This is a genomic window from Streptomyces sp. NPDC000941, from assembly GCF_053599555.1.
On record NZ_JBSFMM010000357.1, the window covers coordinates 1 to 7,185 of the forward strand.

General features: G+C 68.7%; 6 protein-coding genes and 2 pseudogenes. 5 read left to right on the plus strand and 3 right to left on the minus strand.

The genetic code is table 11. The features are described 5' to 3' along the window. Positions 1–33: 33 nt before the first annotated feature. Positions 34–1,854: a hypothetical protein gene (locus ACWDSL_RS50630; protein ID WP_450496191.1), complete on the minus strand. Its 1,821-nt coding sequence runs from the start codon at positions 1,852–1,854 to the stop codon at positions 34–36. Between the two features lie 401 nt (positions 1,855–2,255). Between ACWDSL_RS50630 and ACWDSL_RS50635 the strand changes: the two genes are divergently transcribed. From ACWDSL_RS50635 to ACWDSL_RS50650, 4 genes and pseudogenes are all read left to right on the plus strand, one after another. Continuing rightward, positions 2,256–3,209 (plus strand): phosphotransferase family protein, encoded by a 954-nt coding sequence (locus tag ACWDSL_RS50635; protein ID WP_450496193.1) that lies wholly within the window; start codon positions 2,256–2,258, stop codon positions 3,207–3,209. A 383-nt stretch (positions 3,210–3,592) separates the two neighbouring features. Next, positions 3,593–4,021, plus strand: coding sequence for a hypothetical protein (locus tag ACWDSL_RS50640; RefSeq protein ID WP_450496195.1), 429 nt, complete (start codon positions 3,593–3,595; stop codon positions 4,019–4,021). Between the two features lie 40 nt (positions 4,022–4,061). Next, positions 4,062–4,796, plus strand: a pseudogene (locus ACWDSL_RS50645) (CHAT domain-containing protein). Between the two features lie 224 nt (positions 4,797–5,020). Further along, positions 5,021–5,620 (plus strand): hypothetical protein, encoded by a 600-nt coding sequence (locus ACWDSL_RS50650; RefSeq protein WP_450496197.1) that lies wholly within the window; start codon positions 5,021–5,023, stop codon positions 5,618–5,620. Between the two features lie 20 nt (positions 5,621–5,640). On the opposite strand, the pseudogene ACWDSL_RS50655 reads toward ACWDSL_RS50650, so the two are convergent. Continuing rightward, positions 5,641–5,878: pseudogene (locus tag ACWDSL_RS50655) on the minus strand (IS110 family transposase); the annotation flags it as partial. 130 nt (positions 5,879–6,008) lie between these two features. On the opposite strand from ACWDSL_RS50655, the gene ACWDSL_RS50660 reads away from it, so the two are divergent. Beyond that, complete coding sequence (locus tag ACWDSL_RS50660) at positions 6,009–6,395, plus strand: hypothetical protein (protein WP_450496199.1); 387 nt, start codon at positions 6,009–6,011, stop codon at positions 6,393–6,395. Here the strand turns inward: ACWDSL_RS50660 and ACWDSL_RS50665 are convergent. Continuing rightward, positions 6,363–6,947 (minus strand): GNAT family N-acetyltransferase, encoded by a 585-nt coding sequence (locus ACWDSL_RS50665; protein ID WP_450496201.1) that lies wholly within the window; start codon positions 6,945–6,947, stop codon positions 6,363–6,365. The genes ACWDSL_RS50660 and ACWDSL_RS50665 overlap by 33 nt on opposite strands. Positions 6,948–7,185 lie beyond the last annotated feature (238 nt).

The following is a 7,185-nucleotide window of genomic DNA, read 5'->3' on the forward strand; positions in this document are numbered from 1 at the left end:
CCCCCAGGTCATGCCTTCGACAGGGGGGAACAGTCATGCCGGGCCCGGAGGCCAGCGGCCCTCTTGCAGGACCGCGAAGAACATAACGGGGGGGGCGAAGCCGGCGACGGGCGCCCACACCTGGGTCAGCGTCTCTGTCAGGCCGGCGCCAGGTGGGATTCCCCACGGGTTGTCCGGGAACGGAATGTCCCCTACACCGCCGCGCAGGAGCAGTCCTACCACGGTCGAAAGGCGGCTGTCGGGGCCGCTGCTGATGATCTCCTGGACCAGGTCGAGGCGCCGGCCAGCCAGCATCGCCCGTTCAACCTGCCCTCGCCGGACATAGTCGTCCCCGGCGGCGTGGAACGCGGCGCGCAGGTCGGCCGCCACGACGTCTGAGACAGGGGTTGCCGGTGCACCGCGCATGGTGCATGGCGCCGTGGTGTGCTCGGGGCACGACTCATCGAGGGTGTCCGCACCCACGCCCTCGAAGGTGACGCCGGGTGCCTGTTCGGGGAGGTCACCGAGGTCTGTGATCGGGGTTCGGCGCAGGTTGACGAAGTGCAACGCGGGCAGGGTGGTGACCACTGTCAGGCCCCGGACCGGGCAGCCGACCAGGCCGAGCACTTCCAGCGTCGCCATTCCCGACAACGGCGACAGGTCACTCACCCGCGTCCGGTAGACGTACAGACGGGTCAGGCACAGTCCGGACAGTGGGGTGAGGTCGGCCAGCGGGCCGTCGCAGACGGACAGGTCGGACAGTCGCGTCAGATTGGCCAGGGGTGCGATGTCGGTGACATGGGTGTGCTCCAGCCGCAGGTTCCGCAGCTGAGTGAGCTGGGCGAGCGGAGTGATGTCGCGGACCGGGGCATCGATCGACAGGTCCTGTAGTGCCCGGGCCGGACGCAGGACCGAGACGAGTGTCACAAGGTCGACCGAGACACTCGAGTGCACAGACAGCCACCGCAGGTTGTGCAACTGCCCCAGTGGTGTCAGGTCAGCAGGCCGGTGCAGCGTCAGGCTCAGCCCGTCCACCGCGTCGAGTGCCTCCCGGGGGATAGGGCCGTTGCTGACGCCGGTCTTGGATCGGATGGCCCATTCGACGCTGCGCTCGGGGGGCAGGCTGACATCGTGGCGTGGAGCCCGAGCGTACGCGTACCGGGCGGGGTTTCCCCTCGAGGGGTAGGCGCGCTGCTCGTCGGGGGACAGGTTCGCCTTCCACCACTCGTAGTCCCGTTCCTCGGCCGCCAGCCGCGCCTGTTCGAGACGCCGGCGCGCCTGCTCTCGAGGCGAGACGCGCGGCTCGTCAAGTTGCTCGCCGAAGATGGCAGCGAGGACGCGCTCTTCAGGGTTGGTCCCGCATTCGGGAAACCGGACACTTTGGTCCCGGACCGCGAGGGTACCCGGTTGCCAGAACGCGGCGTCACTGGCGATGACCTGCCTGGCCTCGTCGATCGGCAGCGAGGCGAGCTGCCGATCGAACCGCTCCAGGGCGGCTTGCATGCGTTCCTTTGCCCGGGTCCGCGTCTCGTCCCGGTGGGCCAGGTAGGCGTCCCACTCGCGGGCCAGGTCGGTCTCGGGTGCGTCGACGCGTTCCAGGAAGAACGTGAACGCCTCCGCTGCAGTGAGCCGCTCATGCTCCGCGACGATCTGTTCACGCATTGAGGCGTGAAAGCTGCTGGCGGCATCCGTCGTGCCCAGTTCTTCTGGCGGTGCGGTTCCGGCGATGCGAATCTGGTCGACGTGCAGGTCCAGCGGTATCTGCCGGTCGAATATGGTGACTTGAACCCGTACCTGGTCGTCGATGTGGGAGATGAGAACCGCCGGCAGACCTGCGAACGGGCCGTCAGTCACCTCGACCTGTATCTCGTCCATGGCGGGCTCGTCCCTCCGGAAGGCGTGTGAGTGGTGAGCAACGGTCGATGTTGTACCACCCGGCAAGGACAGCCCCCAGCATGGCCGGCACTCGGCAATCCTCCAAGCCATCAAGTGAGCACGCCACCACCCCGGCTGGGCGTTGGGCTCCGCGAAGAGGCCGTTCGAATCCGGACCGCGAGCCGGGGTACGCCCCGCCGTGGTACGCCGGGTGTGGTCGAGACGGCTCCCCGCGATCAATGCCAGAGTCCGCTGAACGGGGACTTTCCAGGCTGGGGCCACGGCTCGATGCAAGCGCCTGAACGGTGCCTGCGACAGCTGCGAGAGGAGCAGAGCAGCACGGCCATCGCCTCCAAAGAAAGCCTTTGCGCGTGCCGCCGTCCGGATGATGAGGTGGCACGGTGACCAACCACGATGAGGCGGCGGCTGTCCGACCGTTGACACTGGCTTGGGTGAGCAGGCACTTGGCGGTTGGCGAACGCATCGTCAGAATCGAGGCGCTGCACGGCGGCATCACTGCCGAAGTACGGAGGCTGACCATCGGCACACGGGACGGAGGCACCCGTGACCTGGTGCTGCGGACCTTCGTCAGCGTTGAGCACGCCGAGGACTGGCTGAACAGGGAGGCCGGCGCCCTGACCCTGCTGACGGGGACCGGTGTGCCGGCTCCTGGGCTGGTCGAGGTTGATCCGACTGCCGCGCATTGCGAGTATCCGTCGCTCCTGATGACACATCTGGCGGGCCGGACGGTCCTCGACGACGAGGGAGTGGAGACGCGCGTCCCTCTGCTGGCCCGTCAACTCGTGGCGATCCACGCGTTGCGACCTGCCGAGCGGCCCCGGGGGTATGTGACGTTGACGACCGCCGACACCGTCGTCGTTCCGAAGGGCGCCGACGCGGCGGCATGGGCCGCGGCGATCGACGTGATCCGCAAGCCCCCGCCGCCCTATGAAGGGCGATTCCTGCACCGGGACTTCCAACCCGGCAACGTGCTGTTCGACGTGCCGCCCCCAAGGCCGCAAGATGCCCGGATCACCGGCGTCGTCGACTGGGCAGGGACCTCCTGGGGCCCGGCGGATCTCGACGTGGCGCACTGCTCCACCAATCTCGCGCTGCTGCACGGCCCGGCATGGGGTCTGCGATTCGCTGAGGCGTATGAGGAGGCGGGCGGGGTGCTGGCCGCGGCCGCGAGCGAGCGGCTGTACTGGCAGGTGCGGGACGGGCTGGCGTTCTCAGAAGAAGTGCAGTTGGTTTCGCGGCCATGGCGGGAGGCAGGGAGGACAGAGCTGACGGCGCGAGCCGTGGAGGAGCGGCTGGATGCCTATGTCACCGCCCTGATGGACGCGCTGGGCTGAGCCAAGGCGGTCCGGGGGCGCGGGCCCGAGCGCCCGCCGTACCTGAACAATCTCAGCACCGCTCTGCAGCGCCTGTTCGAACGCACCGCGAACATGGCCGACCTGGAGGAAGCGGTGGAGGCCGGCAGGGAGTCCGTGGTCCTGGCCGGCCCGGACGACCCCAACCGGCCCTTGTGCCTGACGGGTCTCGGCGGCGCGATCCGTCGCGCCAGTAGGTCGGCGGCGAGAATCCCGCGCGTCCGTTCGAGGAGTTGCAGTTTGACCGCTCGGACGGCCTGACCCGCGTGCAAGGCGGCTGCCGCCGCTTCAGCGGGCAGTTCGTTCAGCCGGCTCAGCTGGATCCGCCGAGTCCGGCGGGGGAGTGGGAATCCCCAGAGCGCGGCATGGGCGAGCCAGTCGGGACATCGGGGTGGCAGCTGTCCGAGATGCGCATCGAAGCGCACCAGGCCTGGCAGGATCTGGTCGGGCAGATCAGGCAGCGGCCCGGATTCGGTGATTTCCTGCGCGCGCCGACCGCCGCACGGCTGGCGCGCCAGGCCCAGGACGGTGCCGTCGTCTTCGTCAGCACCAGCAGCACCAGCAGCACCCGCTGTGACGCCCTCATCCTGACCGCGGAGGCCGACTCGCCCGTCCAGGCCGTGCCCCTACCGGGGCTGACGCAGGGGAAGGCGTACGACCAGGCGGACCGGCTGCGCGCGGCTCACCTGGATGCCGCGGACCCGGGGATCGATCCTCAGCGGCGGATCACGGCCGACGCGAGATCCTCGACGTCCTGGAATGGCTGTGGGACGTCGTCGCAGAACCGGTCCTGACCCGGGTGGGCCACACGTCCTGCCCCGTCGCCGACGAGCCATGGCCCAGGCTCTGGTGGTGTCCCGTCGGCATCATGGCCTTCCTCCCGCTGCATGCGGCCGGGTACCACGCCGAGCACCGCGGCGCGGGCCCGGGCGGGCCGGCGGCCCCGCGCACGGTTTTGGACCGCGTCGTCTCGTCGTACACGACCACGGTCGGCGCCCTGGAACACGCACGCGCCCGCGGCGCCGGCGCCGCGGGCGCCGACCACCGTGGTCGTACCGGTGCCCGACACTCCCGGCAGCCCACTGCCCGGAGTCAGCGGGGAGACGCGATGCCATCAGCGCGCTCATCCCTGGTGCTCATCTGCTGGCCGATCCGACTCGCGACAAGGTTCTGGAGGCTCTGCACGGACACCAGATCGCGCACTTCGCCTGCCATGCACTGGCCGATGAAACAGACCCCGGGCGCAGTCGGCTGATCCTGCCCGACCACGCCCGCGCACCGCTGACCGTCACGGACATCAGCAACCTTCATCTGAACGTCGCGCTTGCCTACCTGGCCGCCTGAGAAACCAGCGTCACCGCTGCCAGACTGGCCGGCGAAGCGCTCCACATCACGGCCGCGTTCCAGCTCGCGGGCCATCGACATGTCGTCGGTACCCTGTGGTCCGTCGGCGACCGTGCCGCCATCGAGCTGGCGATGGACTTCTACGGCCATCTCACCGACAACGGAACGGTCCCGCCCAGGTCGAGCGCAGCGCCCACGCCCTGCATTACGCCACGTGGCGCCTGAGGGATCGGTACCCCGGCACCCCCACGCTGTGGGCAGCGCACACCCATTCGGGTCCGTGAGCGCAGGCCGTCCAGTCCCTCAGTCGCGACCAACCGGAGCGAGATCGCATGTGCATCAGCTCGTTCACGTGCCGAGTTTCAAGCGTGGTCAGTTCCGGAAGCTCATGGCGAGCCGTCTCAAACAATCTGGTCGACGCCGGCCAGGGTGGCCCATAGCCTCTCGATGTGTCCGCATCCCGAAGCATCGACTCCTGGCAGCAGGTGGAGTCCCGGCAGGACTTCGCTGCCTACCTCGACTTCTTGGCCTTCGACTGCGAGCAGGCGTGCAGCGGCCAGGAGGCAGAGCCGCCGACGGTCAGCCGTTGGACCAACCGGACCATCAACGGTCTCCTGTGGGGGTGGGCCCGCCTGCTCGGCGGCCGCCTCGACGGCACCGACCTGCTTCACGAAGAAGCACCCGACCGACCCGGCTGGCAAGGACTGGCGTACCAACTGGACACCGTCCGCACGACATCGCCGGGCTTCAACCTCGTGCTCGCGGACTCCGAAATCGAACCGAACGAAGTCGACACGCCCCGCGACCTGCGGAGGTATGTGGCGACGCTCGCCGCCGACTTCGCTCGGGACGAAGCGGAGTGCCAGGCAAAGATCGACCGTGGTCAATGGGCAGGCGATGGAGGCAGCTGGGCGCACAGCACCCTTTACGACTGGCTCGGCGCCTGGGCCGCTTGGGTGGGCGCCAACTCACCACTTCACGCGCAACTCGAACCCGTCACATGGAGATCCGTAGCCCTGCAGCTCTCAGCCGCGCGGATCTACGAGTAGGTCGCTGCGCCACCGATTCCTCATGCCGTTTGCCAAGCCGCGAGCGCGACGGGTGGCGTGAGCCCGCAGCACCGTCCCTTGCTCAGGAGGGCCCAGAGGACATTGACGCGGCGGCGGGCGAGGGCGAGGACGGCTTGGCTGTGGCGTGCCCTGGGCGCGTTTGCGGTCGTAGAACCGGCGGGATTCCTCGGACCGTCGGATGCTGAACAGCGCGGAGGTGCAGAGAACTCCCTGGAGGCGGCGGTTGTAGCGTTGCGGGCAGAAGGGGGGCCTTCAGAAGGAGCCGCCCGGCGGCGCCGCCGTCGAGCCGGACGACCACGGGCTCGGACGCTCGCGCGGCGGGCTGACCGCCAAGTTGCACCTGGGCGTCGAGCAGGGGCAGAAACCCATGTCCATCGTGATTATCGCCGGGCAGCGCGGGGACCCCTTGCAGTTCGAGGCCGGCCCCGGCCGGGTGCCCCGCCCGGGGCCGGGCAGGCCGCACGCCCGGCCGAGGCGGGTGCGCGCGGACAAGGCGTACGCCCACCGGAAGAACCCCGCCTACCTGCGGTGGCGCGGCGTCCGCTGCACCATCCCGGACAAGGCCGACCAGGCCCGCAACCGCGAGGAACGCGGCTCGCTCGGCGGCCGTCCGCCGAAGTTCGACTCCGAGGACCACAAGGTGACACGCGCGGTCGAGTGCGGTATCAATCCCCTCAAAAGACACCGCGCCGAGGTCACGAGGTACGACACGCGCGGTCTGCTACGAGGCGACCGTCCTCGTCGCGGCTATTAGTGAATGGCTGTGACCAGCGTCGTTGAGAGTGATCCAGTAGCGGCGCTTGACCCCGGTTTCGGTGCTGCGTACATCTTCGAGGACGCCGCCGTTGCTTTCGATGGTGCGCGCCGAGCCGACGTTGCCGTCGTCACAGGTGAGGAGGACCCGGTCCAGACCGAGCGCCGGCGCCTTGAGCAGAACCGCTCCCAGCGCCCACGAGGCCAGTCCGCGTCTCCTGGCGGAAGGCCGAATGCTGTAGCCGATGTTTCCGCCGCCTTCCAACAGAAAGGCGTTCAGATAGTGCCGAAGGTCGATGGCCCCGAGGTACGTCTCGCCGTCGACAATCCACCAGTGGGTAGCGTGAACGCGTCCTTCCCCGACAGGCAGCGACCGGTCCGATTGCTGTCGCAGTCGCTCGACCCATGAGGCGAACCCTTCCGGGCTGTCGAGGTCATCGTCACCGACCAGACGCAAACCGGCCCCGTCCTGGTGAGCACCAGCCTGCCACTCGTCACGCGCCGTGAGCCACGAGGAACGCAGCCGTCCCGTGGGAGCGATCAGTTCAGCCATGCGAGGGACCATAACACCCGCACCCCCTGTGTGATCAGGCACTTTCTGCCAGGTCGGTAGCCTGGCCCGTCGGATGGGGTGCCAGGTGGGCCAGATCGGGGCGAGATCGCCTCATTCCGCCCGCGATTGCTCAACCACTCCTTGATCCACTTTCGGTGCACGCCCTAGAAGACTGATGAAGATCTTGGGTTCTGGCCCTACCACTCACGCGACAGGGCCAGAACCCAAGATCTTCATC